Origin of the sequence: Rahnella aquatilis CIP 78.65 = ATCC 33071 (genome assembly GCF_000241955.1) — a bacterium.
Classification (GTDB): domain Bacteria; phylum Pseudomonadota; class Gammaproteobacteria; order Enterobacterales; family Enterobacteriaceae; genus Rahnella; species Rahnella aquatilis.
Genome location: NC_016818.1, coordinates 4,349,381 through 4,374,650 on the forward strand (window position 1 = coordinate 4,349,381; position 25,270 = coordinate 4,374,650).

The 25,270-nt window shown below is 54.0% G+C and carries 24 protein-coding genes and 1 pseudogene; 7 read left to right on the forward strand and 18 right to left on the reverse strand.

Going from position 1 to position 25,270, the window contains the following annotated elements; translation table 11 throughout:
• Positions 1–151 precede the first annotated feature (151 nt).
• The 8 genes from dagF to RAHAQ2_RS19695 form a co-directional block, all read right to left on the reverse strand.
• Positions 152–892, reverse strand: a complete 741-nt coding sequence (gene dagF, locus RAHAQ2_RS19660) for a 2-dehydro-3-deoxy-phosphogluconate aldolase (RefSeq protein ID WP_015698900.1) — start codon at positions 890–892, stop codon at positions 152–154.
• Positions 889–2,016 carry a DgaE family pyridoxal phosphate-dependent ammonia lyase gene (locus RAHAQ2_RS19665; protein ID WP_015698901.1) on the reverse strand — a complete coding sequence of 376 codons (1,128 nt, stop codon included), beginning with the start codon at positions 2,014–2,016 and terminating at the stop codon, positions 889–891. The genes dagF and RAHAQ2_RS19665 overlap by 4 nt, the downstream gene beginning before the upstream one ends.
• Positions 2,006–3,139: an amidohydrolase/deacetylase family metallohydrolase gene (locus RAHAQ2_RS19670; protein WP_015698902.1), complete on the reverse strand. Its 1,134-nt coding sequence runs from the start codon at positions 3,137–3,139 to the stop codon at positions 2,006–2,008. Before RAHAQ2_RS19670 ends, RAHAQ2_RS19665 begins: the two co-directional genes overlap by 11 nt.
• Before the next feature lie 69 nt (positions 3,140–3,208).
• Complete coding sequence (locus tag RAHAQ2_RS19675; protein WP_015698903.1) at positions 3,209–3,856, reverse strand: DUF4310 family protein; 648 nt, start codon at positions 3,854–3,856, stop codon at positions 3,209–3,211.
• 12 nt (positions 3,857–3,868) lie between these two features.
• Complete coding sequence (locus RAHAQ2_RS19680; RefSeq protein ID WP_015698904.1) at positions 3,869–4,645, reverse strand: DUF4311 domain-containing protein; 777 nt, start codon at positions 4,643–4,645, stop codon at positions 3,869–3,871.
• Positions 4,646–4,677: 32 nt separating this feature from the next.
• The gene (locus RAHAQ2_RS19685) at positions 4,678–4,977 is read right to left on the reverse strand and encodes a DUF4312 family protein (protein ID WP_013577269.1); all 300 of its coding nucleotides are present in this window, start codon (positions 4,975–4,977) and stop codon (positions 4,678–4,680) included.
• Positions 4,977–5,342, reverse strand: coding sequence for an SFCGS family glycine-rich protein (locus RAHAQ2_RS19690; RefSeq protein ID WP_015698905.1), 366 nt, complete (start codon positions 5,340–5,342; stop codon positions 4,977–4,979). Before RAHAQ2_RS19690 ends, RAHAQ2_RS19685 begins: the two co-directional genes overlap by 1 nt.
• 35 nt (positions 5,343–5,377) lie before the next feature.
• On the reverse strand, positions 5,378–5,728 hold the full coding sequence (locus RAHAQ2_RS19695) for a PRD domain-containing protein (RefSeq protein WP_015698906.1): 351 nt from the start codon (positions 5,726–5,728) through the stop codon (positions 5,378–5,380).
• Positions 5,729–6,127: 399 nt separating this feature from the next.
• On the opposite strand from RAHAQ2_RS19695, the gene rnk reads away from it, so the two are divergent.
• From rnk to RAHAQ2_RS19710, 3 genes are all read left to right on the forward strand, one after another.
• Positions 6,128–6,538, forward strand: a complete 411-nt coding sequence (gene rnk / locus RAHAQ2_RS19700) for a nucleoside diphosphate kinase regulator (protein ID WP_015698907.1) — start codon at positions 6,128–6,130, stop codon at positions 6,536–6,538.
• A gap of 597 nt (positions 6,539–7,135) precedes the next feature.
• Positions 7,136–7,486 (forward strand): hypothetical protein, encoded by a 351-nt coding sequence (locus RAHAQ2_RS24680; protein WP_238532045.1) that lies wholly within the window; start codon positions 7,136–7,138, stop codon positions 7,484–7,486.
• Positions 7,483–7,689, forward strand: a complete 207-nt coding sequence (locus RAHAQ2_RS19710) for a helix-turn-helix domain-containing protein (protein ID WP_015698909.1) — start codon at positions 7,483–7,485, stop codon at positions 7,687–7,689. The genes RAHAQ2_RS24680 and RAHAQ2_RS19710 overlap by 4 nt, the downstream gene beginning before the upstream one ends.
• Before the next feature lie 312 nt (positions 7,690–8,001).
• On the opposite strand, the gene cybC is transcribed toward RAHAQ2_RS19710, so the two are convergent.
• Both cybC and pmbA read right to left on the reverse strand, forming a co-directional pair.
• Positions 8,002–8,388: a cytochrome b562 gene (gene cybC, locus RAHAQ2_RS19715; RefSeq protein ID WP_015698910.1), complete on the reverse strand. Its 387-nt coding sequence runs from the start codon at positions 8,386–8,388 to the stop codon at positions 8,002–8,004.
• Between the two features lie 147 nt (positions 8,389–8,535).
• Positions 8,536–9,876 (reverse strand): metalloprotease PmbA, encoded by a 1,341-nt coding sequence (pmbA, locus tag RAHAQ2_RS19720; RefSeq protein WP_015698911.1) that lies wholly within the window; start codon positions 9,874–9,876, stop codon positions 8,536–8,538.
• Between the two features lie 226 nt (positions 9,877–10,102).
• Here pmbA and yjgA point away from each other — a divergent pair, with 226 nt between their 5' ends.
• Positions 10,103–10,654, forward strand: a complete 552-nt coding sequence (yjgA, locus tag RAHAQ2_RS19725; RefSeq protein WP_015698912.1) for a ribosome biogenesis factor YjgA — start codon at positions 10,103–10,105, stop codon at positions 10,652–10,654.
• Between the two features lie 52 nt (positions 10,655–10,706).
• On the opposite strand, the gene RAHAQ2_RS19730 is transcribed toward yjgA, so the two are convergent.
• The 3 genes from RAHAQ2_RS19730 to RAHAQ2_RS19740 all read right to left on the reverse strand — a co-directional run bounded on the left by RAHAQ2_RS19730 (position 10,707) and on the right by RAHAQ2_RS19740 (position 12,994).
• Positions 10,707–11,000, reverse strand: a complete 294-nt coding sequence (locus RAHAQ2_RS19730; protein ID WP_015698913.1) for a barstar family protein — start codon at positions 10,998–11,000, stop codon at positions 10,707–10,709.
• A gap of 5 nt (positions 11,001–11,005) precedes the next feature.
• Positions 11,006–11,455 carry a ribonuclease domain-containing protein gene (locus RAHAQ2_RS19735; RefSeq protein ID WP_015698914.1) on the reverse strand — a complete coding sequence of 150 codons (450 nt, stop codon included), beginning with the start codon at positions 11,453–11,455 and terminating at the stop codon, positions 11,006–11,008.
• A gap of 78 nt (positions 11,456–11,533) precedes the next feature.
• Positions 11,534–12,994: an NAD-dependent succinate-semialdehyde dehydrogenase gene (locus tag RAHAQ2_RS19740; RefSeq protein WP_015698915.1), complete on the reverse strand. Its 1,461-nt coding sequence runs from the start codon at positions 12,992–12,994 to the stop codon at positions 11,534–11,536.
• 413 nt (positions 12,995–13,407) lie between these two features.
• On the opposite strand from RAHAQ2_RS19740, the gene RAHAQ2_RS19745 reads away from it, so the two are divergent.
• Both RAHAQ2_RS19745 and RAHAQ2_RS19750 read left to right on the forward strand, forming a co-directional pair.
• Complete coding sequence (locus tag RAHAQ2_RS19745) at positions 13,408–15,006, forward strand: APC family permease (RefSeq protein WP_015698916.1); 1,599 nt, start codon at positions 13,408–13,410, stop codon at positions 15,004–15,006.
• 152 nt (positions 15,007–15,158) lie between these two features.
• Positions 15,159–15,410, forward strand: a pseudogene (locus RAHAQ2_RS19750) (DapH/DapD/GlmU-related protein); the annotation flags it as partial.
• Positions 15,411–15,417: 7 nt separating this feature from the next.
• On the opposite strand, the gene aaeB reads toward RAHAQ2_RS19750, so the two are convergent.
• From aaeB to aaeX, 3 genes are read right to left on the reverse strand one after another with little or no spacing between them, the layout of a single operon-like run.
• Positions 15,418–17,376, reverse strand: a complete 1,959-nt coding sequence (gene aaeB, locus RAHAQ2_RS19755) for a p-hydroxybenzoic acid efflux pump subunit AaeB (RefSeq protein WP_015698917.1) — start codon at positions 17,374–17,376, stop codon at positions 15,418–15,420.
• A gap of 10 nt (positions 17,377–17,386) precedes the next feature.
• Positions 17,387–18,322: a p-hydroxybenzoic acid efflux pump subunit AaeA gene (aaeA, locus tag RAHAQ2_RS19760; RefSeq protein WP_015698918.1), complete on the reverse strand. Its 936-nt coding sequence runs from the start codon at positions 18,320–18,322 to the stop codon at positions 17,387–17,389.
• A 7-nt stretch (positions 18,323–18,329) separates the two neighbouring features.
• A complete protein-coding gene (aaeX, locus tag RAHAQ2_RS19765; protein WP_015698919.1) occupies positions 18,330–18,533 on the reverse strand; it encodes a p-hydroxybenzoic acid efflux pump operon protein AaeX in 204 nt (67 codons plus the stop codon).
• A gap of 273 nt (positions 18,534–18,806) precedes the next feature.
• Here aaeX and aaeR point away from each other — a divergent pair, with 273 nt between their 5' ends.
• Complete coding sequence (gene aaeR, locus RAHAQ2_RS19770) at positions 18,807–19,745, forward strand: HTH-type transcriptional activator AaeR (RefSeq protein ID WP_015698920.1); 939 nt, start codon at positions 18,807–18,809, stop codon at positions 19,743–19,745.
• A gap of 46 nt (positions 19,746–19,791) precedes the next feature.
• On the opposite strand, the gene tldD is transcribed toward aaeR, so the two are convergent.
• Together tldD and yhdP are read right to left on the reverse strand one after the other, a co-directional pair.
• Positions 19,792–21,237 (reverse strand): metalloprotease TldD, encoded by a 1,446-nt coding sequence (gene tldD, locus RAHAQ2_RS19775; protein WP_015698921.1) that lies wholly within the window; start codon positions 21,235–21,237, stop codon positions 19,792–19,794.
• Positions 21,238–21,379: 142 nt separating this feature from the next.
• Entirely contained in the window at positions 21,380–25,207 is a 3,828-nt protein-coding gene (yhdP, locus tag RAHAQ2_RS19780; RefSeq protein WP_015698922.1) for an AsmA2 domain-containing protein YhdP, read from the reverse strand.
• Positions 25,208–25,270: the final 63 nt, after the last annotated feature.

Genomic DNA, 25,270 nt, shown 5'->3' on the forward strand with positions numbered 1-25,270 from the left:
GTCATCGATGAACGTCAGTTTGCCGGTTTCAGCAGATACCTTGAATCAGGAGATGTTATCGCTTCATTGATTCGTTGCGTAAATATATTTGCCATCCGGTAACAACATCAGTGTGCCCGGACGGCGTGCGATGCAGGAAAGGTCAGAACTTTCAGCCCACCAGCTTTTTAACGCTGGACAGCAGCGTTCTCACATCGTCAGGACGGGTGTTGCCCGACGCGCTGTCGATGATCGAACTGTAGATATGCGGGATGATTTTGGTGACACCCGCCGCCAGTGCGATTTCCATAATCGGCTCAAAGTTTTCCAGATCGATACCGCCGGTCGGCTCCAGCCAGAAATCCTGCTCCGCACAGGCACGGGCCACGGCGGCGAATTCGTCACGGGTTTTCAGGCCGCCCATCGGGAAATATTTCACCGAGCTGCCGCCCATGTCTTTCAGCAGCGCAATCGCCGTTTCCACCGGCACAATGGCATCGCTGGCCGCAGAACTCAGCGGCCCGGTATTGATCTTCACAAAGCCCGCTTTGCCGGTCGGAGAAATCAGACCGTTGACCACGCTGTCGTTTTGCCCGAGCAGCGCACGGCTGGTGCCGACGCCGGTAAACACCTGATTAACGTGCTGCGGCTGAACCTGTGCAGAAATCTGGCTGACCATCAGCGACTGACGCGGATCGCCTGCGCCTAACCCGACGGACAAGGCGTTTTCAATCAGCGCCGCATATTCCTTCATATCCGCTACCGCGCTGGTCACATCCGCGTAATTTTTTGACAGCACACCGACCAGCACGTGGCCCTCTGCGGCGTCGTAAATCTCACGGGCATTGCCTTTAGAACCGGCCAGCACGTTCAGGCACACGCGGTCACGGTAGAAATTCGGGGTCAGCTTCATGCTTTGTCTCCGCTGAAAAGGTGTTTAAAACGCTGTGCGACGATGACGAGCTGCGGCGGCGTCACGCTGCGCACATCGACTTCAATCTTGCCTTCGTTGGCGCGGTAGCCACGGAAATAAATGGCGATATCGCCGTTCTTCATGGCGTCCACAATGGCTTTGGTTTTCCAGCCGAGCACGGCTTCATCGAAAGTAATTTCCGTGCGGGCGATATCACGTCCTGCACTGTCCCAGACCACACGACCGGTCACGCCGTTGATCTCATTCAGGCTGGCGATGAATGGCGTCATCTTGTCGACCATTTCCTGCCCGGTGGTTTTCGGCAAGGTAATGTAGCTTTCAATCGCCTGCGTCAGGCCGAGAATGCCTTCTTTGCCGACTTTCATCGCACGACCAATGCCGCCGGATTGCAGTTTCACCCATTCGACGTAGTGTTTCTTGCCGAGCACCAGACCGCTGGTCGGCCCTTCAATGGCTTTGGCACCGCTGTAAATCACCAGATCCGCACCCGTTTCGTAATAGCAGGTCAGATCTTCTTCTGCGGCGGCATCAACAATGAGCGGCACGTTATGTGCACGCGCCACTTCTGCGGCTTCGGCCACCGACAAAATACTTTTCTGCACCGAGTGATGTGATTTGATGTACAGAATGGCCGCCGTGCGCGGCGTGATGCAGGCCGCGAGCTGTGCGGCGGAACACTCATTGGCGTAGCCGGCTTCCACCACCTTGCCGCCGCCCATCGTCACCATCGTCGCGACCGGCGCACCGTAATTCACGTTGTGGCCTTTTGGCAAAACGATGTCGTGCGGGATTTCCAGCGGCGCGGCGTGCAGGTTTTCCAGCAGCCAGGCGTCATCTTTGACGATCACTGCCGCGACAGATTGCGCGATCCCGGCCGAGGCGCAGGAGACCACCACCGCGCTTTCGACGTTAAGCAATTTCGCGATGTAAGCACCGGTTTTGTTCACCAGATCTTTCATCTCAAAGTAATGGTTCAGCCCGGTATTCACCACCGCCGCCACTTCCTCGCGCGGGGTAGAAACCCCCAAAGCCGTCATACGACCTGATGCGTTAATGACCTGTTTTAAATCATATTTTTCATACAAAGATGGTTCAGAAGACATGAGCAGATTTCCCTTCTTCGGTTAACAGGATGACGCCCGCGACCACGGCGGCCAGAGGCACCAGCAAACTTTCGCCCTTCGCGGACTTTCCTTCGGAATCGATAAACACCTGCGGCGTCTGACGGCGTTCAAACAGCGTCAGGTCAGCGTCTGCACCCACGTCCAGACGCCCTTTGGCAGGCAGACGCAGCGTATCGGCGGCGTGCGAGGTAACGCAGTCAATCACCTGCGGCAAGGTCATGCCGACACTAAAGAACTTCGACATCACGGTCGCCAGGCTGTGAACCGGCCCGTTCAGGCGATTGCGGCAGTAAATATCGGAGCTGATGGTGTGCGGCAAAATGCCCTGTTTAATCGCCAGTCCCGCAACGTCGAAGCTGAAACTCGCGGTGCCGTGACCGACATCCAGCCGCACGCCACGACTCAGCGCACGCTTAACGGAATCGCGCAGCACACCTTGTGGCGAGAGAATGCGGTTCGGCTTGCCGTTATAACAGTGAGTAATAATGTCGCCGGAAGTCAGTAAATCCGCGATTTCATCCAGATCCGGCGGGTTATTGCCGATATGCACCATCAGCGGCAGATTGTTGTTTTCCTGCTGAATTTCTTTAGCGCGCACCAGCGGTTTGATGCCATTCTGGCCGACCACGCTGCTGCTCATACGGGCTTTGATACCAATAATAAAACCGGGATTTCGCGCGATGGCGTCTCGCACGCCGACCTTATCGATCTGCGTCATATCCGCCAGTTCGTTCTGCGTGACAATGCCGGTGCGGGCGATATTCAGAAACGCGTAGACGTTGGTTTTCGCCTCACGGGTGATCTGATAAAAATCGTCAACGTCATTGGCACCGGTGCTGCCGGCATCCGCCACGGTGGTAACACCGCAGGCGACACCAATCAGATCGGCTTCGTCATGATAAATCGGCGATTTTGGGTAACAGTGAACATGGGCGTCGATCCAGCCCGCGCTGGCGTAAACCTTGCCCTGAAGATCGAGAGTCCGGCGGGCGGTGGCATCGGAAGCCAGCGTGCCAATGGCGGCGAATTTGCCGTCGTGAATTGCAATATCCGTCAGGCTGCCGTCTGCGCGTAATGCCTGGCGGATGAGTAAGTCATACATACGACGTTCTCCATAATCTCGGGTGTCAGGAGTGTTCCTGACACCCATTTACTGCTTATGTACTGCTTCTTACAGTGAAACCGGGAAGAGGGCGCCCAGCACCATCGCACCGAGAATGGCACCCCCGGTAATCGGCTTCTGCCACAGATAAAAAGCCAGCGCGCCAATCAGTGAGCCCAGACCGATAGGAATCGATGCGGCCATTGCAGAGAGAATAATCAGCGGCCCGAGGAAGCGACCGGAGGCATTACCCGCGCCCATCATCACGTCAGCGCCGTAGGTGGAGTTGCTCTGATTGATGGTGAATTTACGCGCCAGAATGATGATGTAACCGACGGCTAACCCGAAGATCAGGCCGGTCACCAGCGAGGCGGCAAAGTTCGCCACCGGGAAGATAATCCCCGCGCCGAGCAGCATGGCCGGTACCCCCAGACCGATACCGGTTTGGATCGCGCCACCGATATCGAGGATCCCCACCAGCGAACCCTCAATGATGCGGGCAAACAGGAAGCTGGCACCGAAGGCCGCCACTGCGCCGTACACGCCGGTATCCATGCCGGAACGCAGCATCGACACAAAGGCCACTTCGTTAAACGCACCGATGCCGTACAGGTAATACATGTGTGTTCCGGCAAAAACACCGGAGGACAGCAGTCCGACAAAGATCGGGAACGACCACTCGGCGTACCAGAAACCACGTTTGGCTTGTTCTTCCATTGTCATGCTCCCTTACTTACCGCTGAGTGAATTGTGAATGCCGTTCAGCCATGTCGGAACGTCCAGCATGAATGACTGCAACAGTTTGACGTCGAAACCACGGAAGAAACCGCTGAGAACAAACAGCGCGACAATCGCCGCCATCATCACTTTGGTGACGTGGTTCCAGCCGCTCTCTTCGACGCCTTTACCAATCAGAATACCCAGTACCAGACCCGGTACGGCGTTCCCCATGATCATCTGCGCCAGACCGCCAAAAATGGTGGCCCAGAAACCGGAACGACGTCCTGCATCGATCGCCGCCAGCCAGAAAATTACCGGCATCACGGTGTTCACCAGCAGGTTAGCCGCAGGCACCAGCACTTTAATGGCCGTGACCTGCAATGCCGCCGGGACCGCAGACGCGGTGGTGTTGAGGAAGGCGACCACAATCATGCCGATGATGCCGCCCGCAATCGCCATCTTGCGCGGGTCGTGCAGGGTTTCAGCCACATTGCGGTTTTTGAACATCAGGGCAGCGGTGGCCCAGTGAGGAATGATGCGGTGGTCAACGTCCTGCGTGAAAGAACCTGCCGCCACGGAAGAAGCCCAGGCGTTGAAGAAGAAACCCAGACCGAATGAGAAATGCGAAGCCGGATCGCCTTCACAGGAGTTTAATTCCCCGAGCGTACGAAAAGCCCCCATTCCTTGCACGGTAGGCGCATGGAACATACGTGCGGCACCCGCACCTACGCCCACGCCAACCAGCCCGCCGATAATAAGCGACTTAAATAAAATAATTAAAAACATCAGTATATCCTTGTCATTTATAGCTAACGTTTTTATTTCGTGACAAAAACTACCTGTTCCGTATTAATAACAGTCAGGTTGACGGTAATGTCTAACGCCACGTAATAACTCTTTCTTTCCCTGGCCAGAAAAAAGAACAGAAACTTTTCTCTTTTAACCGACTCCTCTGCCTTTATTACCTTGACGTCCTGCGGTTCAATGCGCAGCAAGACATTATTAGCAGACGATTGGAGAACCGTTCTCTGAACCTGACTCAGTGCGGAAGAAAAGGCGGCAGCCTTATTTTCGCCCTTTCCTTCAACCCGGACTGTCGTGGTTAATTGTTGCTTCATTACGCCTGACCATACTTCTTGTTATAAGCTTCAACCAGACGCTGACCCAGTTCTTCTTTATCCATAAATCCGAACCCTAATACCAGGCAGCCTTCGTTAATTGCCGTGATACCTTCATCCACTGAACGCATCCCGTATTTGGCTTTATATCCGTATTTGTTTTGTGCGGTAATCGCACCTGCGCCGCCACTGCCGCAGAAGGAAATACCTAAGCTGGCACCCTCTGCTTTCATCACGTCGCCGAGTTTCATATCTGCTGCCATGCCAGGGACAACAATGGCTTTGCCGCCAGCCGCTTCCACGCCTGCTGCCACTTTCTGGCCTTTGCCTAAACGGTCGCCAATCACAACTAATACTTGTCCCATAATTCACACCTCCAGATTAATTAAATTCTAAAAATTTATTTCGGTTCGTTGTCTCTTGCGACTTCAAAATGCACCGAGAGCAAATACGCTTCCTCAATCGGTAAATTCCCGAACCAGCTGACTACCTCTTCTGCCATTTGCATCGACTCGGCAGAAATTTCATCAAATAAATCTTTTTCGACTTCAGGCAACGGCTCGCCGGTCATTGAGCGTAATACCATGGCTTTAACGTGTGACGTTAACATCTGTAACTGAACATCTGTGGTGTAGATATTCCTGGCGCGTTGCATCGTCTGAATATCTTTTAATACTTGCTCTGTTATCACCGCGGCATCTTTCAATTCAATCCGCCCGGTTCCTTTCACAGATGCGCTTGCGTTATTCACTCGCGGTTACCTCTCTCCTTGTCTGACTCACTATTTTCAGCCGTTTATTTCTTCTGTCTTTACCCTAACCCCGCGTAGATTTCCTGTGTAGTGGGTCTTTTTCCAGTTCGAAGTGGAAATACGATGCGCTGAGCAGATCCAATTCGCAAAACGAAAAGTTAAGCCGCCATATCACTGAATATTGCAGGGTGTAGCAGCGTATTACACTGGTAATCGGAATTTTCGCAATGCGGATTAATTCCCACACAATGCTTTCATTTCCGCCTGAGAATGCCTAGTATCAAAGAACACATGCAAATTACCGACACCCCCGCGCTTACCCGCGGGGGTGTTATTTTTTGCCGACCGGCACCCCACCCGCATGAAGCGGGTGATGCAAAAGGAACCACGGAGAATGTTATGAGTAAACCGACCCTGATCATCAACGAACTTGACGCAGAACGCCTGGATACGCTGCTGGCACAACCGGCCTTTGCCAACAGCCCGGTCGCCGATGCACTGAACGAAGAGTTAGATCGGGCAGAGATTTTGCCGCCTGAGCAAATCCCCGCCGACGTGGTCACGATGAACAGCAAGGTGCGCTTTACAGAAGGTAAAGACGGCGAAGAACACATCCGCACACTGGTGTATCCGGCAGCATTGCAGGACAGCAACGAGCAATTATCGGTGATGGCTCCGCTCGGGGCTGCGCTGCTGGGGCTGCGCGTGGGCGAAAGCATTACGTGGGAAATGCCCAATGGTGCTGAGAGTGACATTACCGTGCTGGAGTTGTTGTTTCAGCCGGAGGCGGCGGGAGAGTTGAGACGTTAAGGGTTTTCTTTTGCAGAGGCCGCTGCACTGCTTTACTAAAGACCGAGAACATTTCGGTTTCTCACGTGCGGTGATCGCTTAACGCGCAGCGCCGAAACCGCCCAAGAGGGAGAAGTGCTTTCTCCCTCTTGGATCTCCCTCCGCTTTTTTACTGCGCGCTGTCGCTGGCGGCTATGTTTCAGGTATCACTGCGACAGGCTGGAAATCTTGCCGCTTTGCGGTGCCTTCTCTCGGTCTTCGAGCCATAGGTCTCGAAGCCGCTCCGTTCAGCAAGATTTCTGAATCGCCCGCAACTTCTTAAATTCAAATGCGTTTATGAATCGCCCGTGGCATTTTAAATTCAAAATTTCTCTGTTTTTTCTGATTCGGCTCAGGGAAATGCAACGCTTTGCAAATCTCGAAACTCTCTGGAAGCAGTATCTCAACAATGGCATTTGCCCATTTAAATGACCGGGATATTTCCACTATCATTTTGTTGTTGCGGCAAAATCCGCAACCGGGTTTCGCACCCCGTAATCTTCAAGTAATGACTATTACTTCAAGAAGGCTTGCAAAATGACTACCTGCCACAATGCCAACGTTATCCCTGATTCATATTTGCTGACAGACAGTTGCCGTCTGCTGGCGAATGCATTGGTGAATCCGAAGAATAAAGATTCTCAGTTTCGGCTTTCCCTGATTATGAAAAATCAACTCGCAAGTCTGGAGCGCGCTTTATTGCAGCCTGTTCCAGAAAATTGGAAGGATTTGAACAAACCCGCCAACGACGATTTATTTGATTTCGCCGAACTGGAGTCAGATGAACTTTGTGATCAGTGCATCGCGCTGAACTTCGCATTACTGACGCTGCATGATGAGAAGATCAAAGATATCCTCGCGTTTATCTTATGGGAACGAATTGAAAAGTTGCGCTGGTCTCTGAACGCCCCTTGCGAGGTAAGCGTATGAAAAAGGATTGGCATCAGGCTGACATCATCGCGGCAATTAAAAAGAAGGGTACAACCATGGCAGCCGTTTCGCGGCATGCAGGCTTAAGCTCTTCAACACTATCAAATGCATTAACCCGTAAATGGCCGAAAGGTGAACGTTTGATAGCAGAAGCCATCGGGGTGAAAGCAGAAGTGATCTGGCCAAGCCGGTATCTGACATAACAAACCGGTTTTGAATTTAAGATCCCACGGGCGATTCAGAAATCTTGCTGAGTGAGAGGTTGCAGACCTTAGGCTGCAATCCCGAAAGGAAGGCACCGCGCAGCGGCAAGATTTCCAGCCTGTCGCGGTGGTATCTGAAACATAGCCAGCGAGCGGAGCGCGCAGTTCAAGACGTGGAGATTCCAAAGAGGGCTCGTCTTAGCCCTCTTTGGTCGGTTTCGGCGCGAAAGACCGAGTGATCACCGCGTTTGAAAAACCGAAATTTTCACCGCTTTCAGCATTGAGAATGCCTCTCAGACACCCGCCATCTGCTTACTTAAACTTCTTGTGGTTCTCATTCCTTGTCGCCTTAAACCCTTCAGCTTCTTTCTTCGCTTCATCAATCTTTCCGGCTTTCGCCAGTTCTGACGCCTTATCAATCTGCCCGATCAGCGTATCCAGCCCTTTGTGGAAATCCTGCATTTCAGGGCTGTCAGGCGCTTTACCTTTGAGTTTCGGTGGCGTGGCTTTTTTCGCGTCTTCGGCAGCCGCTTTCATGTTTGCCAGCCCCGTGGTCAGCTCAGTCTGATCGTTGGTTTTCAATACTTTGCCGTAGTTATCAGCAATGGTGTCCATGTCCGTTTCTAAATCCGCCGCCAGTGCTGCCGTGCTGCTGCCCAGCATGGCTATCACCGCTAACGCCATCAGTTGTTTACGCATGATCTTTCTCTCTATTGTTATTTGTTTATTAGATAAAACGACATTGCTTGTAAGGCTTTATAAAAATAGGCTGAGAGAGAGGAAAACGGCATGAATTTTTTGTAAAGAATTAAAGCAGCGATCGGGCGACCACTGCTTTAAGGAAGATTATTCGCCAGCGATTTTCATTGCCGGTAACAGTACGGAACCGCACTGGATATTGCTGCGGGTTTCGATATCGCTGCCAATGGCCACCATATTGCGCCACATGTCTTTCAGATTACCGGCAATGGTGATTTCGCTTACCGGATACTGAATTTCGCCATTCTCGACCCAGAAACCGGCCGCGCCACGGGAGTAATCGCCGGTGACGCCGCTGACGCCCTGCCCCATCAGTTCGGTGACGACCAGGCCTTTGTCGAGTTTACGCAGCATTCCGGCGAAATCATCACCCTGACCGGCAATGCGCCAGTTGTGGATGCCGCCCGCGTGCCCGGTGGTTTGCAGGCCGAGTTTACGGGCGGAATAACAGGTCATCAGCCAGTTTTGCAGCACGCCGTCTTTGACGATATCACGACGCTCGGTGCGCACACCTTCGCTGTCGAATGGCGTAGAAGCCAGTCCCTGCAGCAGGTGCGGATGTTCTTCAATGGTCAGCCAGTCCGGCAGAATTTGCTTGCCGAGGCTGTCGAGCAGGAAAGATGACTTACGGTAAATGCTGCCGCCGCTGATCGCGCCCACCAGATGCCCGAACAGACCGGTCGCCACTTCGGAAGCAAACAATACCGGTGCCTGCATGGTGGGTAATTTTCGCGGAGCCAGACGTGACAAAGTACGGCGGGCGCACTCTGCGCCGACCCATTCAGGGTCTTTCAGATCACTCATTTTGCGGGCGATGGAATACGCATAGTCGCGCTCCATGTCGCCTTCGTGCTCAGCAATGACTGATGCAGAAATGGAATGGCGTGTTGAGCAATAGCTCTGCAACATGCCATGGCTGTTGCCGAAAACACGGATACCGTAATGGCTGTTGAAACTGCCGCCTTCGGTATTGGTAATACGTTTATCCGCCTGCAACGCCGCCTGTTCAGCACGGGCGGCCAGTTCAATACTGCGATCAGGATCCAGCTCTTCCGGATGGAATAAATCCAGATCCGGCGCGTCAAACGCCAGCATCTCTTTGTCTGCCACACCCGCAAACGGATCCGGCGAGGTGTAACGGGCGATATCCAGCGCCGCCTGCACGGTGCGGGAGATAGCGTCCGGGCTTAAATCGGTAGAAGACGCGCTGCCTTTACGGTTCTGATAATAAACGGTAATACCCAGCGCGCCGTCGCTGTTGAATTCCACGTTTTCGACTTCGCCAAAACGGGTACTGACGCCGATACCGGTGGTTTTGCTGACCGCGACTTCCGCGGCATCTGAACCCGCTTTCGCCAGTTCCAGCGCCTGAGATACGGCCTGTTCCAGGGTTTTACGCTGCTGCGCAACTTGATTCACTACGTTCATCGGCATGCCATCGCTTATGAGATTAAGGGTTTGTTCTACACAGGTATTCAGAAACTAATACCTTTGAGTCTAACAGAGACTCACCATAATTTCGCATTCACTCCGGCGTTGTTATGCCCAAAGTTGCAACAGAACATGGATGTATGCGGCATAACCCTGCATAATGCCGCCGAAGCAATAAAGCACAATCAAACTGACAGGATTACCTCGTTAAGAGGAAGCGCCCATGACAAAGAAAATTGACGACTGGCACGACGACGTTCCCGACACTAACGAGAACGACGACGATGATGAAATCATCTGGGTCAGTAAAAGTGAAATCAAACGTGACGCCGAGGCGCTGAAAGATCTCGGTGCAGAAATGGTTGAGCTGGGTAAAAACTCGCTGGACAAACTGCCACTGGACGACGATCTGCGCGCAGCGATCGACTTAGCGCAGAAGATCAAGAAAGAAGGCCGCCGCCGTCAGTTACAGCTGATCGGTAAAATGCTGCGTTCCCGCGATGTCGAACCGATCCAGACCGCGCTGGATAAGCTGAAAAACCGCCATAACCAGCAGGTTTCGCTGTTCCATAAACTGGAAATGCTGCGTGACCGTCTGGTCGAAGAAGGTGATGATGCGATCCCGCCGGTACTGGAGTTATATCCGGAAGCTGACCGCCAGCAATTGCGCGCGCTGATCCGTAACGCACAGAAAGAGAAAGCCGCTAACAAGCCGCCGAAATCTTACCGCCAGATTTTCCAGTATCTGCGCGAACTGGCTGAAGGTCAGGACTAAAAAAACAAAAACCCGCCTTTTTACTTAACAGAAAATGGCGGGTTTTTTCTTTTTAGCTTTTGGCTTTTACCGCAGGTTTCTCCAGCTGATTCAGCCGCAGCTCGCCTTCCAGCTCTTCTTCCGCTTCTTCAAACAACAGAATCAGTGCACCGAAACGACGTTTACGGCTGGTATTCAGATTAATGAAATCTATCTCAACCGGCAGTGCTATCCCGCCCGTTACCTCATCCCAGAGTGCGTCCAGATTCGCGCCAAAGCTGTCGCTCAGTTTAAACTGACGGACAAACTCGCGGTAGAATGCGGGTAAATCCGGGATGTGATTAAAATCGAAGCTCACTTTATTCATCGACATTACTCCACCCGAACGAAGTTCTGATAATGGTCTTTACTGACATAAATCAGCCCGTCGCTGGCAAACAACACGCGGTCAGCACCGCGACGCCCGCAGCGATAGTTAATATCCGCTTCACGCCATACCCTTTTGTACGCCGAAGGCAAACGTCCTTCCCGGTTTGAGAAGCGATCACCACCGATGGCTTTGCCTGGCAATACATCACATAAATTCCCGGAACGTGCATCCCAGCCCGCTTCGCGCGCCTGTTTCTTGGTGAGGTAATTTTCAGGCAGTTTATGATTCTGGCGCAAATAGCCGATCACCGTTTGTTCATCGGTGCCCGCAACTATTGTGCCCTGATTATATGTCGTTTTCGCGACACCCTGCCCCGCGACCCCGCACAGCCCGAAAATCACGGCGGCTGCCATCATCAGATTACGCGCACGCCGCCCGTTAAATGCCTTCATTGACGCCCTTTGTGTTTAGCCAGAATGAAACTGTTTCTGTTTTATTGTTTCTTAAAAAATAACGTCTGGAAAGCTGACTTACAGATTCCCTAAATGCAGTGTTTTCACCTGCAAATATTCTTCCAGCCCCAGCACCGAACCTTCGCGCCCCAGGCCGGATTCTTTTACGCCGCCAAACGGCGCGGCTTCGTTGGAAATCGCACATTCGTTAATGCCGATCATCCCGCTTTCAATAGCATCCGCAACGCGGAAAATACGTTGCAAATTCTGGCTGTAAAAATACGCCGCCAGGCCGAAAGGTGTGTCATTGGCGCGTTTAATCACTTCCTCTTCCGTTTTGAAACGGAAACAGGCCGCCAGCGGACCGAAGGTTTCTTCATGCGCGACTTTCATGTCATCAGTGGCATCAATAATGACCGTCGGCTGGAAGAAGTTGCCGCCAAGTTTGTGGCGCTGGCCGCCCTCCATCAGGCGTCCGCCTTTCTCCAGCGCGTCCTTGACGTGCTCTTCGACTTTCTCCAGTCCTTTGATATCAATCAGCGGCCCGACAATCACGCCTTCGTCCATGCCGTTGCCGACTTTCAGCTTGCGCACTTCTTCCACCAGCCGCGAGGTAAACGCCTCGTACACGCCGTCCTGCACATAAATGCGGTTGATGCACACACAGACCTGACCGGTATTACGGAATTTACAGGTGATCGCGCCCTTCACGGCAGCCTCAATGTCGGCATCGTCAAACACGATGTACGGAGCATTGCCGCCGAGTTCCATCGATACTTTTTTCATGGTGTCGGCGCTGTTACGCACCAGCGTTTTGCCGATTTCCGTCGAGCCGGTAAAGGAGACTTTACGTACCGCATCGCTCGCCATAATCACTTCACTGATAGCCCCGGTGTCACCGGCCACGCCGTTGATCACGCCGTCCGGCACACCCGCATCCTGCGCCAGTTGCAACAAGGCAAACGCCGACAGCGGCGTGTTACTGGCCGGTTTAATCAGGCCGGTACAACCTGCCGCCAGCGCCGGTCCAAGTTTGCGGGTCAGCATCGCCAGCGGGAAATTCCACGGCGTGATCGCCGCCACCACACCGACGGGTTCGCGGGTCGCCAGAATGCGTGAGCCGGATTTGGCCGGAGGAATGATTTCGCCGTTGGCGCGTTTGGCTTCTTCGCTAAACCATTGCAGGTAACTGGCGGCGTAATCGACTTCGCCCAGCGCCTCTTTCAGCGGCTTGCCCTGTTCGGCGACCATCAGTTCGCCGAGGAATTGTTTGTTTTCCAGCATCAGCTCATACCAGCGATGCAGAATTTCAGAACGCGCTTTTGCCGTGGTTTTGCGCCATTCAGGGAACGCGTCACTGGCCGCCTTCACGGCAGCTTCCGTTTCTGCTTTACCGGCTTTTGCCACTTTAGCCACCACCTCGCCGGTGGCCGGATTCAGCACATCAAACGTTTCTCTGGCTTCGAGCCATTTACCCCCGGCAAAATAGCCGGTCCTGAACAAATGATGGGCGGAAAGTTTTTCAAGGTGGGCAGACATAAGGGATCCTCCTGATTTATGCCGTTCAACACGGGATATGGCAGTAAGTATAGACTCTAAAAAGGAAGGCGAAGGCACAGGGCATTTAGCGTTCTGTGCTTGTAACATTCAGTTACACCAGGCTTTTCTGCTGAGATTAGCCAAAACCTCCGCATAACCATGAGGCGTCAGCTGCACCCCGCAGGTGCATGGCGTGACCTTCCCGGTGTGTTTTTGCGCCATCAGATAGCATGCAAACCATAAGCAGAGTGTGATTTCCGCCGTCAGGGACAGAATGTGATGCAAATCACATGACTGGCATGGTTCCTGCTCAATACCTTCCGACCGCGCAATTCCTGCGCCGGTGCAAATTCCCTTTTTGGCAGTGAAGGTTTCTGCCGTCTTCCCAACTCTTCAACCCTAAAGAGGATCCTATGACTCAGGGGACGTTGAAAAAGAAATTAGGACTGGTGGATCTGACATTACTTGGTGTCGGCTCCATGATCGGTTCAGGATGGCTTTATGCGGCACTGACCAGTTCCGGTTATGCGGGCGGATTAACCGGCTGGGCATGGCTGCTCGGCGCAGTGATGGTGCTGCTGATTGGGCTGGTATTTGCCGAGCTTGCCGCCGCCATTCCGCGTGCCGGGGGTTTTGTCCGCTATCCGAATTACACGCACGGTAATGTGGTGGGTTTTGTTATCGGCGTGAGTTCGCTGCTGGCGTACACCAGTACTGCTGGCGTGGAAGTGGAAGCCGTGCGTCAGTATGCGATGTACTGGTGGCCCGCGCTGGGCCAGACCGACGGCAGCCCGACCGGCCTCGGCTTTGTGATGCAAATCGTTCTGCTGGTGGGTTTCTTCCTGCTGAACTACTGGAGCGTCAGTTTCTTCGGACGCATCAACACCATTATTACGACCTTCAAATTCATCGTCCCGCTGATGGTGATTGTGACGCTGTTCGGCTATTTCCACGGCGGTAACCTGAGCGTACCGGGCACCGCACCGGGCGGCGTGCACGGTATCTTCTCGTCGCTGACCGGCGCTGGCATTGTGTTTGCGTATCTCGGTTTCCGTCAGGCGGTGGATTTCGCCAGCGAGGCGAAAAACCCGCAGCGCAATATCCCGATCGCCATCATGCTGGCCATTGGCATCAGCTTCGTGATCTACATTCTGTTGCAGTTCGCCTTTATGGGCGCGGTGCCCGCCGACATCCTCAGCGCACATGGCTGGGTCGGGCTGAAAACGATCTTCCAGTCGCCGTATGCCGATCTGGCGCGCAGTTTGGGCATTACGTGGCTGATTAACCTGATCCTGATCGACGCCGTCATTTCTCCGGCAGGGACCGGGAATATCTATCTCGCCGGGGCTTCCCGCGTGCTGTTTGCCTGGGCGAAGAACGGCCATCTGTTCTCAATTTTCGCGAAAGTCGATCCGAAATCCGGCGTACCGCGCGGCGCACTCTGGCTGTCGCTGATTCTGGCCATTGCCTGGACGCTGCCGTCTGAATTTCAGGTCTGGGGCGGGCTGATCGGTGCCGTGACGTCCGCGACCGTGTTCACCTATATGCCCGGTCCGGTCAACGCCGGTGTTATGCGCTCACGGTTACCAAATCTGCCACGTCCGTTCCGGTTGCCGGTGTTTGGCCTGCTCAGCCCGCTGGCGTTTGTCGCCAGTACTCTGCTGATTTACTGGAGCGGCTGGTCGGTGAACGAATTGCTGATTCCGATCCTGGTCATTGCGTGGGTAGCGTACGTTTTGTTCGGCAAGAAAGATCAGCATTTCAAACGTGATGTGCAGAGCGCGTGGTGGCTGCTGGCTTATTACATCGCTATTTTCATTCTCTCTTACTTCGGCACCTACGGCGGAACGGGTGCGATTTCCAGCCCGCTGGACATGGTACTGGTCGTGGTCGTGACGCTGGTTTGCTATTACTGGGGTGTGGCTTCCGGGCATGAAAAACTGGAAATCCCGCAGGATGACGAGGAAGACGACACACCGGTCAGCCCGCGCCGCGAGACCCGTGTCGCATAGTTGATGCAATAAAATTGTCGTACGTTCACATCCCATTTCTTTGTCAGTAGACTGCGGGTTTTACTCCGCCATTCTCTGACAAAGGAACACGGTATGTCGACGCGCGAAAAGATGAATAAGGGTGAGTTGTATACGGACATGGGCGAAGGATCGCCGGACATCCCATCGATCCTGACATCCGCATCACCGGACAGCAATTCTCGCTGCCGGTTGTCATTGAAGATAATGTCTGGCTGGGCACCGGCGTGATAGTCAATCCGGGTGTGACCATTGGGCGTAACAGCGTGATTGGGACTGGCAGTGTGGTGACCAAATCCATTCCCCCGGATGTGGTCGCGGCAGGTGTACCCTGCCGCGTATTACGTCCGATCACCGCCAGCGACCGTGAGGCTTTCCTGAAATAGCCGCCGGTCAGGCAAGGAACGCATGCTGATAACGGTGCAGCATCTCGGTCAGACGCCGCACCGGCTCAGTGACTTTCAGCGGTGCGTCGTACTCAACCAGTTTTTCCTGATATTCGCCCAGCTCTTTCAGTAAACGCTGATAGTAATAGGTGCGTTTGCCTTCGCCTGAGGACGACACCACATGATCGGCGGTGTTACGTATTTTCTTGTGGAACGCTGACAGCTCGTCATTCACCGGCACTTCGGCCAGTTTCATGCGCTGGTGGGCGATAATCAGCATCAGCGCCAGACGGTATTTGCCGATGTCATTCGGGAACATCACCAGCAACTGGTTCAGCTGATGATAAAGCGCCGGAAGGTGGTTTTCACGACGCCGGTATGCTTTGGTGGTCAGCGCCGATACCGCGCTGCTCATGAAGCGGTTAAGCAGCGTACGGCCGGTTTTCTCACGGGATTTATCCCGCACAATCAGTAACACCGCCATCGCGATAACCGTACCGATCGCCTGCCCCATCGCGTTATCCAGAAACGACGTGACGTTAAATACCATCGGATTGCTGAGCACCAGAATATTAATGGTGCCCGCCAGCAATCCGAGCATACCGAGACGACGCTTGGTCACTTCGATACCGATAAAGAAAGTGAAGATCCCCAGCATCAGACACAGCAGGAACAGACTCTGCTGCGTCGCGGGCATAATCAGCATAAACATCATCGAACCGACCGGGATCGCCAGCAACATGCCGATGATGAAATCCATAGCCATGCCTTTCGGATTTGGCGTACGCATCGCCAGCGAGGTCACCACAGCAATGATAATCACGCAGCCGCTGGCCGACGTCCAGCCTGTCCACAACCACATCAGGCAGCCGATAGCTGTTGCAGTGAAGGTTCGCAGGCCGTTGACCAGCGCATGATGACGTTCAGCCGAAACAGGCCGCACGACCACTTCACCGTCGAGCACACCGCTTTCAATGACGCTGATACTGCTGTTGGTCTGGATGCCTTTTATCAGCAACAGCGCACGGGTGCCGGCACCGGTCCAGGCGCTGACCGTCATGAGCACGTTGTCGCTGTGCATGCCGGTAATTATCTGGCGCAACTGTTTCAGCCTGCGGTGTACATCCGCCACGGTTTCAGCAGGTTCAGCGAACAACGCTTTCAGGTCAGGCGAAATCCGCTCCGGTGAGTTTTGTAAAATCAGATAGGTTTCACACGCCTGCGTGATCATGCTCAGCGAGGTGCTGTGCAGCGCTTTCAGGCGACGATTGCATCGCTGCCAGCGTGAAGACTCCATCATCAGGCTGCCACGCATACCGTTCAGCGCAGTGGTGCTTTTTACCAGGTTATTCCAGGAATTATCGATGTCTTCCTTCGTCCCGCTGTTCACGCAAATCCGCATCAGCGCAAACTGATCCAACATCAGCTGACTGACGGCGCGGTCGATATCTTTTTTAATGGAACGGGGAGAGAACAGTAAGTCAGCGACGATGGCACAGCAAATCCCGATAACGATTTCACTGCAACGCTCAACCGCAAACTGCGGCGTTTGCAGGGGGGAACTGGCAGACGTCACCACGATAATCAGTGCGGTATAACCGGCCAGACCCAGCGCATACGAGTTCTCAATACGCACCAGCGATGACCACCAGGTGCACACGCCCGCCCAGATGCAACACAGCAACAGCATAACGACCGGCGCGCGGGCGGTGGCAATCACGATCACCAGCGCCGCGATACAGCCGATAAAAGTGCCGATAACACGCAGAAAACCACGATGACGAATAGCACCGGCAAAGGGTTCTCCCCCCGCGGCCAGCGCAGGGCCGGACGTCACGATGGCGGCGGTCATGGCCGACCAGCGCGGAGTTTCGAGTTGCAGATAAAAGCCGAGAACCAGTGCGCCGAGGATCGCGAACGTTAGCTTGCAGGCAAAACGCACACGCGGGATAAGTACGCTATTCATCTTTCCGGCCTTAACCAAACTCTCTCAGACGATGCAGGAGGCGAAGGAACGGGGATCCTTCATCTTGTTTACGGTCATGGCTGCCGGTAATCACCACCGTCGCCGTGGTACCTGCCGGATAAGGATGTTGCTGATCTTCAGCATCAAGCAGGATTTTCACCGGCACACGCTGCGCCAGACGCACCCATTCGAGGTTGCTGTCGATAGTCGCCAGACCGTTGGTCGCCGCAGAAGAGGAACTGTTAGTCACCGCGGCCGCTACGCTGTCGACCGTACCGTGCATGATGCGGTTGCTGCCGAGCGGCGTGATTTCCGCACGATCACCTTTTTTCAGCCCGGACAGTTTGGTTTCTTCCAGATAGGCCAGAATATAGAAGGAATTTTTCTTCACCAGCGCCACGGCGGTCGAACCACGGTTGATGTAGTTGCCCGGATGGACGGTCAGGTTAGTGACCCAGCCGTCGGCAGGTGCAACAACCACGGTACGTTCCAGATCCAGTATCGCCAGATCCCGTGCAGCCTGCGCTTTCGCCATCTGATGTTGAGCGGTTTGCAGCACGTTATTTGCCTGATCGATTTCTTCCTGCGACATGGCCTGAACGCCCAGTTTCACACGGCGTCCGGCTTCGCGTTTTTTCTCAGAAACCAGCGCCTGGTAATACGCGACGTCAGCACTCGCTTCGTCCAGCGCCTGCTGGTAGCGCGGCTGGTCGATTTTGAACAGCACCTGCCCTTTCTTCACCAGTTGGTTATCAACCACCGGCACATCGGTAATCAGACCGGTGACATCGGGCGCGATAGACACCACGTCAGCGGTAAATTTGGCATCACGGGTCCATGGAGATTCTGTATAGAACGCCCAGGCTTTGAAGATTGCGATGACAGCCAGCACGACAAGAATCAACGTTATTGTGTAACGTATTATTTTTATGGAGAAATTTTTCACAACGCCCTCAGACGAACATGCAGGAGATCAGGTAGAAAAGACAGCAGTACAACGCTGTGTTGAACAACGCCGGGTGCCAGACAAAGTCATAAATTCCGGTGGGTTGCAATACGCGCCGCAGCAGGAAAAACACCACCAGAGCCAGCAATATTTCAAAAAACACCGGAGGAAACGACAATCCGAAAATCACCATTACCGGAAGCAAACTCATCAAAAATTCCTTACATTATTACGACGGACAAACACATATCGTCCCGCGCACGCATCATGGGTTATTTTAGGCAACGGCACGCGACCCGGAGAAAAATAATTCAACGGGAGCAGAGCAATGAAGCCGCAGAGTTGCCAGGGGAGTGTGCGAAGGTAAGCATGATGTCAGGAAAACTGAAACCTGAGCTTTATCGCCCGGAAGGGTATATTAGCGTGCTTATTATCAACGGATCAACGTTCTGTGATCTAAATCACTTTTAAGCCAGAGTTAACAATGGACCGATTAAAACGCATGTCGATCTTTGCTCAGGTGGTGGAAAGCGGCTCGTTCACGGCGGCCGCACGACGCCTCGACATGAGCGTTTCCGCCATCAGTCAGACGATTTCAAAGCTGGAAAATGATTTACAAATCAAACTGCTAAACCGCAGCACCCGCAGTCTTGGCCTGACAGAAGCCGGTAAGATTTACTATCAGGGCTGCCGGAAAATGTTGCACGATGTGCGTGAAGTGCATGAACAATTGTATTCCTTCAACAATACCCCGACCGGCACATTACGCATCGGCAGCTCATCGACAATGGCACAAAATGTTCTTGCTGCCATGACCGCAGAAATGCTCACCGAATACCCCGGCCTCACGGTGAATCTGGTAACCGGCATTCCTGCACCGGATCTCATCGCTGACGGGCTGGATCTGGTGATCCGCGTCGGCGCGTTGCAGGATTCCAGTCTGTTCAGCACCCGTTTAGGCTCAATGCCGATGGTGGTGTGCGCGGCGCGCAGTTATCTGGCGCAACACGGCACGCCGGAGAAACCCGCCGATATGGTGAATTTTTCCTGGCTGGAATACAGCGTCCGCCCGGACAGTGAATTCGAACTCATCGCCCCCGAAGGTATTTCGACCCGCATTACGCCACAGGGCCGTTTCGTCACCAACGATTCGCAGACCATGATCCGCTGGCTGAAAGCCGGTGTCGGTATCGCGTATGTGCCGCTGATGTGGGTGATTGAGGAGATCAATGCCGGTGAGGTGGAAATTCTGTTCAGACGCTATCAGTCTGATCCGCGCCCGGTTTATGCGCTGTATACCGAAAAAGACAAACTCCCGCTGAAGGTGCAGGTCTGCATTGATTATCTGACGGATTATTTCAAACGGGTGAGTAAGGTGTATCAGGGTTACAGGCAGGGAAAGAAAATCACGCAGTGGAATTAACCCTCCCCTTATGAAAGAGGAGGAATAACACCGAAATAATCTTCTGCTACGCAGTGCCGCCGACGGTGAGATTATCCAGTTTCAGGGTTGGCTGACCGACCCCGACCGGCAGACTCTGGCCTTCTTTACCACATACGCCGACGCCTTTATCGAGCGCCAGATCGTTGCCGACCATGGAAATCTGTTGCATCGCTTCAATGCCCGAGCCGATTAGCGTCGCGCCTTTCACCGGTTTGGTGATGCGGCCTTTTTCGATCAGATATGCTTCGGACGTAGAGAATACGAATTTACCCGAGGTGATATCCACCTGACCGCCGCCGAAGTTTGGCGCATACAGGCCAAACTCTACACTGCTGATGATCTCTTCCGGCGTGGATTTGCCGCCGAGCATATAGGTGTTGGTCATACGCGGCATCGGCAGGTGTGCGTAAGATTCGCGGCGGCCGTTGCCGGTCGGCGCAACACCCATCAGGCGCGCATTCAGTTTGTCCTGCATATAACCTTTCAGCACGCCATTTTCGATCAGCATGTTGTACTGACCCGGCACACCTTCATCATCAATCGCCAGCGAACCGCGCAGATTCGGGATCGTACCGTCATCCACCACGGTGCAGAGTTCAGACGCCACCTGTTTGCCCATCTGACCGCTAAATACAGAAGTCCCGCGACGGTTAAAGTCACCTTCCAGACCGTGGCCTACCGCCTCGTGCAACAGCACGCCCGGCCAGCCCGCGCCCAGAACCACCGGCATGCCGCCCGCAGGCGCCGCCACTGCGGTCAGATTCAGTAATGCCATACGCACGGCATCACGGGCAAAAGCTTCCGCACGCACTTCACCGTTAACGGTTTCGAGGAAGTAGTCATAACCGACACGACCGCCGCCGCCACTTGAGCCACGCTCACGACGTCCGTCCTGTTCAACCAGAACGCTCACGGACAGGCGCACCAGCGGGCGAATATCTGCCGCCAGCGTGCCGTCAGTGGCAGCCACCAGGATGTTTTCATACACGCCGGTGATGCTGGCACTGACTTCCTGCACACGCTTATCGGCCGCTCGGGCAATTTTGTCGACGCGGTGCAGCAGTTCGATTTTTGCTTCGCGTGGCAGGCTTTGCAGCGGATCCAGTGGCGAATAAAGAGATTTGTAGGCGATTTCGCCCAGCGTGTGTGCTTTGCCATTGCCCTGCTCGCGGACAATACTGCGGGCAGCCGTTGCACTCAGGTTCAGGGCATTCAGGGTGATTTGGTCAGCGTAAGCAAAACCGGTTTTTTCACCGCTGACTGCGCGGACACCGACGCCCTGATCGATATTGTAAGAACCGTCTTTGATGATGCTGTCTTCGATCACCCAGGCTTCATGGAAACTGGACTGGAAAAAGAGATCGGCATAATCGAGACGACGTTCAGACAACTGGCCCAAAATGGAAAACAGATCCTGATGACTCAGATTATTGGCAGTTAGTAACTGCTCACTGACTAAGGCCAGACTCATAGATGTTCACTCTCTTTTAGACGACAATCCGGCGGGCTGACCGTGATAAAAACGGTCAACCTGCCAGACAATCCATTGTTACAAGGTTATTAACAGCCTAACACAGCACGAACGAGGTTTCCTGCCACCTTCGCCGGTGAGATTACTGTGCAGCGGCGGCTTTCGGATGTTCAACCGGCTTACGCAGAATTTCGTTGATGCGCGGTTCTGCAATAGTGCCGTCAATCTGATAGCGGATAAGCGAAATTTTATTCCACAGCGGTGCCAGTACTTTGCTGGCAGCGAAGACCGCAACGCCCGCCACCGGATTGATGACGAACGCCGTCGCCACGCCCACGGTGGCGGAAATTTCCGGTGCAATCACGGCTTCGAGATCCAGTTGCTGATTCACGAAATTGACCTTCCCGGTGATGGCGATATCTGCTTCCAGACCATCAATCAGCAGATCGTCGGTATGAAGTACGCCGTCTTTAATCCAGGCAGTGGATTTGATCGAGTCAAAATAGAAGCCCTGACCAAAGGTATCGCTGAAATCGAGACGCAGTTTGCGCAGCAACGCATCGAAGCTGACCAGTCGCAGCAGTTGTCCGGCGCGGCCCGTTCCCACATCTGCAATTTCACCTTTCCCCAGCGTATTTTTCAAGGTGCCATTCAGCGTGCTGATATCCGGTTTCCACGGCACGGATTTCCAGTGCAGATCGAAGTTAACGTCAAACGGCGCGCCTTTCAGCGGCGTGGTCACACCAAAGAATGACATGGCCTGCTCAATATTTTTACCGGTCAGCTTGCCTTTCAGGCCAGTGTTTTCGCCCTGCCCGTCCTGCTTCCAGTCGCCCTGTACGTCGAGACGCGCCACACCGGTATCTATCAGACCGTTACGCAACATCAGCTGATCGCCTTGCGGTGTCAGGTCGGCGTTCACTTTGCGGAAGTTCTGGCCGAGGAACCAGCAGGCCTCGCAGCGCAGTTGTAATGACGGCCAGCTGGCAAACGAAACCTTATCGTTAGCAGACGGATTACCGCCCGGTGGTGCGCTGGTGGCCACGTCTTCCGGCGTCCATTGCGGATTAAAATAGAGGTATTTAATATTCGCCAGCCACGGGCCGTTGTCATTCATGTTCAGCATGCCATCGATTTCCTTACCTTTGGCAGTGACCTCCATGCCCTGATGTCCCTGCACCGAGGTAAGGGTCAGGTCATTCCAGACCTGTCCGGCCAACGTTAGCGCAGGCGTTGTCAGGATAATCTGGTGCGGGAAGCTGAAACCGGCCAGTTTGGTATTAGTGTCCTGCGTCGCTTTATCCGGCGACAGCAAACCCAGCCAGCTTTCGCCGTCAAGCGCGGGCAGATGCAGCGTCAGGCTGCTGTCATCCGGCAAGGGTGGCGTTTTTTTGCTGTTTGCCTGCCACGATGCGCGATCGAGTTTCAGCTGTTTGCCCAGCAGCCAGCGGCTGTTGAAATGGTCTTTGCCCGCCAGCACGCCTTGCAGATTAAAGCTGTGAAGGTCACCTTTAACGTTCACTACCAGCGGCATCGGCTGCCCGGCTTTCTTATTCAACGGGTCGGGTAAGTGACTGCTCACATCTTTCAGATCGGCGTTAACATCCACGGTATACGTTGGCGTACCTTTGTGAGGCAGCGTGATATTAACGTCACCTTTCCATGGCGTCCCGCCAGAAATTTTACTGGCTGCTGCCGCTGGCAAGCCGGGGATCTTCGACATTTGCCAGTTCGCGTCCAGCCCTACCTGCACGTTGAAATGGTCTTGCAGTTCCTGGGTGCTGAACATCACATTGACCGGTTGCCCGAACCAGTTGCCGGTCAGCCGGTTACTTTGCAGGTTGCCGTTGTCATAACTGAACTGACCGCTGAGCTGGCTGATTTTGCTGTTCAGCGGTTTGATAAACAGGCTGTTGTTATTGAGCGTGACGCCACCGGATGCGCGCACAGGTTCACCATCCAGCGGAATATCCAGATGTAAGCGACCATTCACTTCACCGCCAATCTGCAATTCCTGTAGCGCCGAGCCCAGCGAGTCATGCAGCGGTGTATCCATGAAATAGTCGCCGATATCTTTACCCTGCCCGCGAAGGTCAGCATCAATAAACAGCTTTTCTTTCAGATAATCAGGAATATTGGCAACGACATTGTTGCCGTCCACGTTGCCCAGTTTGGTGTGCGCGGCCTTCATAAACAGGCCGTCATTGAGGAAATCAAGATCGATATCCAGATCGGTCAGCGCTGGCCAGCCTGGCTGGAACGCAAAGGTCGAGTGGCGTAGCGGAACCCAGACTTCAAACTGTCCTTCGTTCTTTTTGAACGGGAAATGCTGGGGATTGCCGTTGAAAGTCAGCGTGGCATTATCAACCTGACCGGCCCGGATCGCGCCGCTCAGATAATCCACCAGATGTTTACCCATCAGCGGCTCAGGGAAATAGCGCCAGGCCTGACTGGCGTCATACAGGCGAATACCGGCCAGAATATTCAGCCACGGCTCGCCTTTGACAGGCTGGTTATAGCGAAAATCGCCTTTCGCCCACAACGCGCTGGCTTTGACATCCACGTCTTTACCTGACAATGACCAACCTTCTTTACCGTCCGTCCAGTTAAAGGTCCCGGTCGCCGCACTGACGTCCAGCGGTGCACGGAACATTTCACCGAACGGCAGCAGGCTGTCTTGTAATTTCACCGTCATCTGCCCGCCCGCCACGCTCCCTTTCAGGCCACCGCTGAAATGGTTAACGCCCGGCAGCAGTTCCCAGCGCTGCCAGCTGACATCGCGCCAGTTCACATCAAAACGGGTCTGATCCGGCTGCCTGAGCGGAATATCCAGCGCGAGGCGGTCGACATAACCCGCAGGCTTCAGATCCTGCCAGCGCTCCAGTAAAGCCGGGGTCAGGAAAGAGATGGTCGGGATTACCGGGCCTAAGCGTTCCAGTTGCAGATGGGTGCCACGGATGCGCAGCTCTTCGCCCTGCGAAGGCCCGAGAAACTGGTTATTTTCCGGCAGATAAAGTGCCTCAAGCCGGCCTTTCGGCCAGGCCACACCATCGGTTTTCAGATTCAACTGCTTCGTGCCAATCTGCCAGCCGTTACCCTGACGGTTGCCGTGCAATGTCAGATTATCAACATCGAGCTGGTGTTTGTCGGTGCCATTTTTCCAGGTGGCAGAGCCATTTTTCAGCAATGCGTCACCGGCATAAATATCGCCATTACGCACCGTCAGCCACGCCGCGAGGCTAAAGTTAGCACTTTCCACACCGGTATTATTGCGCAACCACCGGCTGAACCACGGCTTCATGTCGATATCGTCGGCCTGAAGATAAATTTTCCCGTTATTGAGCAGACCATTGGTATCGTGCAGATCCATACGTAACTGCACAATGCCGTGCTGCCCGTTAAAACTCGACAGGCTAAGCTGCCCTTCGGCGCGATGGCGGTTGTGGCTGTTCAGCCAGGTCATCTGAGGAATGTCGAATTCCGCACGTGGGCCGGAAGGGGTCAGGAAGGAAATGCGGCTGTTACGCAGATCGAAATGGTCGACCTGTCTGAGGAAGATATCGCTGACGCGGTTTGGCTGGATAGCATTGCCTTTATTGCTTTCCCCCCCCAGCGTGCTGTTTAAATCCAGCTGTAAATTGTAGAAAGTGAGGTCGCGGAACTGCCAGCGGAAATGCAGCAAGGATTGCCAGACGTCCAGCGCCAGGGTAATGCGCTGAACCTGCCACTTTGAATCAGGCAATGTCACCTGAAGGCCGCGGATCTCCATAATCGGCCCAAAGGTTTTCCAGCTGGCACTGACTTGCGATAATTCGATCGGTACGCCCGTGACCGCCTCGACTTTCCCGACCAGTTGATCCTGAAAGCGGGTCAACTGAGGCAATGCCAGACGCAAGCCACTGATCACCAAAGCCACTATCACGACAAGGGTTGCGCTGGTGGTTAATAAAATACCGGGCAGTCGCCTCAAACCTCTCTCCTTGTTTTCCATTCCATGCAGGGTTTCACCCGCACAGACGGCAATGGAAACCTT